The organism is Bradyrhizobium sp. (assembly GCF_019244115.1).
GTDB lineage: Bacteria > Pseudomonadota > Alphaproteobacteria > Rhizobiales > Xanthobacteraceae > Bradyrhizobium.
This window is the reverse complement of the sequence record NZ_JAFATE010000004.1, coordinates 1-2740: the sequence shown is the minus strand read 5'-3', so window position 1 is coordinate 2740 and position 2740 is coordinate 1. Positions and strand designations below refer to the sequence as shown.

Below are 2740 nucleotides of genomic sequence, written 5' to 3'. Positions count from 1 at the left end.
CGGGCAGCGCTCTCGACTTGGGCGCACGGGATCCAACAGATCGCTTCGACGGTTTCGGGCGGATACGATCGGCAGAGGCGTGCGTATAGCTCGAAGGCCGGATGGCAGATCACCTCGCCGTGAAGCATGGGGATGCGATACTCGCCGTTGAGCGCGAGGTTGGTTAGGCTTGCCGCACTTGCACGAACAGATCGGGGTGAGTAGTCGGGTGGGACGCGATCGGCTTTCTCAGCGAGGGCGGCAACAGAAGCGATGGAAGAAGCCGTCGAGTCGGCGCTCGGCAAATTGCACGAGGTACTAGTGGTGTGTAACGGGTGAACAGGTAGTAGGATCGTGTTGATGAAGAGCACGATCGGACTGACCGAAGGGGAGCGTGGGGAACTGAGGCAGCGGGCGGCGAGCCGGAGCGGTCGGGCGGATGATGGGCGGCGGGCGCGGCTGATCTTGCTGTTGGCGGCGGGCCACAGCTGGGCGCAGATCCGGGACAAGCTGAGCTGCAACGATGCGTTTATCGCGCGCTGGAGCAAGCGGTTTGGGCGGGAGCGACTGGCGGGGCTGTTCAGTCGCCATGCTGGGCAAGGCGCGCGCAAGCTGACCCCGCGATTGGAGGCGCGGATTCTGGATTGGACGGTGAAGCGCAAGCCGGCCGACGGATCGACCCATTGGAGCACGCGCAAGCTGGGTTTGGCGCTGTCGATCTCGCACATGATGGTGGCGCGGGTGTGGGCCAAGCACGGATTGAAGCCGCAGCGGCTTGACCGCTACATGGCTTCGAATGATCCGGACTTTGAGCGCAAAGCGGCCGACATCATCGGGCTGTATGTCAACCCGCCGGCGCATGCCGCAGTGTTCTGCGTGGATGAGAAGACGGCGATCCAGGCGCTCGACCGCAAGGACCCGGTGCTGCCGTTGTCGCCTGGCCGAGCGGAGCGGCACGGCTTTGAGTATTATCGCCACGGCACATTGTCTTTGTACGCTGCGTTCAATACCAAAACCGGCGAGGTGCTGGGCAAAACTGCGGCGCGGCACACCTCGGCAGAGTTTGTCGCCTTTCTGACGGACATCGTCGTCAACCAGCCTGTGACCCAAGAAATCCATGTGATTGCCGATAACCTGTCGGCGCATAAAACCAAGCAGGTCACCGAGTTCTTGGCTCGCCATCCGACGGTCCACCTGCACTTCACGCCGACTTACGCGTCCTGGCTCAACCAGGTCGAGCTGTGGTTCGCCAAGATCGAGCGGGACGTCATCGCGCGCGGCGTCTTCACCTCCGTCTCCAACCTGCGGCAAAAGCTGATGCGGTACATTCGCCAGTATAACAAGACCCCCAAAACCATAAAATGGCGCTATCGTGACCCGACACGTCGTATTACTCCCAATTCAGCCGTTACAGTCCACTAGTCGCTGACCCGCTCGAGCCAGGGATAGGAGCACAGGGATCGGATCCGCCCGGTTTGGCCGAGCAGCCAATTCCAGGCCTCACAGCAGGTGTCGACAATCTCGTCAGTGGTCTGGAAGAGGCAGTGCGAGAGGCGATTGTCTCTGAGATGTAACCATAGTCGCTCGATCGGATTGAGTTCGGGCGAGTAGGGCGGCAGGAAGATCAGGCTGAGATTTTCCGGCACCACGAGATCACCACTCGTATGCCAGCCCGCCTTGTCCATCAGCACAATGCCATGCGCGCCCGGCGTGACGGCTTGTCCGAGTTCGGCAAGGAACAGGTTCATCGTGGCGGTATCGAGCCGGGTCATCACCAAGGCCACACCGGTGTCGCGTGCCGGGCAGACGGCGCCGATGATCCAAGCGGACTGGTGGCCGACATCACGTAACCCGCGCGGGGTTTGACCGCGCTGCCACCAGACATAGCCGGTCCGCCCCTTCTGCCCGACCCGTGCCTCGTCTTGGCTCCAGATTTCAAACCGCTCGGCTTCCGGATGTGCCTGCGCGATTTCGGTCAGGCGAGCAGCAAGCCCCCCTTTTTGAAGGCTCGCTGGGCCTTCTCGCTACTCTGCGGGTGGCGCGGTCGGGTCTTCCGGTGCGACAGCTCGAGCGACCACAACAGTCTCAGCATCCCGGTCTCGCTGTAGCTGACGCCCCAGCGCTCCTCCACCCATCGGCACAGATCGACGATCCGCCACCGCACGATTTTGTCCAAGCCGGATCGGGACCGGCCAATACCACCGCTTTCAATGTCGCCATCTGGCCTTCGGTCAGCTTTGGCTTGCGTCCTGGTGCTGGCCGATTGCACAGCCCAGCCACCCCATCCGAGTTGTAGCGGTGAACCCAGTCACGCAGGGTCTGGCGATCCATCCCGGCCAGCCGCGCTGCGCGAGCTCGATCCATGCCTTCTAGTGCGTTGGCGATCGCGATCAGCCGCGCGCTGATGCGACCATCGCGCTCCCGCCGCGCTCGCCGGCGCAGCTCCTCTAAGCCAATGTCACCACGGATCGCCAAGGCAGGCATTGTGGGCTCCCCTCCTCCAGACCACAACATCTGCTACTCGCGACGCGATTTCGATGCAACTTCTTTGGCGAGTCAGCGTCAACTCAGGTCGGTATAAGACGGGACGACGGCTTCAAAATCAATAAGAGAGGTCACGGTGGCTTAGCGGCTGTGAGTGAGCGAGCGGGGCGACAGCGCTCATAGCGCCGACCAAGACAAGACGGAAAAATATAGCCCGCATGACTAGGGCGCGACTCCCGAATGACAGTCAAGCTTTATACGTTTACTTGCGGCACGG

Annotated in this window: 1 protein-coding gene and 1 pseudogene; one reads left to right on the top strand and one right to left on the bottom strand. The window is 62.0% G+C overall.

Annotated features, from left to right (window positions below; genetic code table 11):
- Positions 1-339 precede the first annotated feature (339 nt).
- The gene (locus JOZ76_RS00125; protein WP_291696609.1) at positions 340-1401 is read left to right on the top strand and encodes an IS630 family transposase; all 1062 of its coding nucleotides are present in this window, start codon (positions 340-342) and stop codon (positions 1399-1401) included.
- Here JOZ76_RS00125 and JOZ76_RS00120 read toward each other — a convergent pair.
- Positions 1398-2463: pseudogene (locus JOZ76_RS00120) on the bottom strand (IS630 family transposase). The gene JOZ76_RS00125 and the pseudogene JOZ76_RS00120 sit on opposite strands and share 4 nt — an antisense overlap.
- Between the last annotated feature and the right edge of the window lie 277 nt (positions 2464-2740).

What these genes read in the sequence shown, in the direction of transcription:
- JOZ76_RS00125 (WP_291696609.1), top strand. Translation starts at nt 340, where the DNA reads ATGAAGAGCACGATCGGACTGACCGAAGGGGAGCGTGGGGAACTGAGG.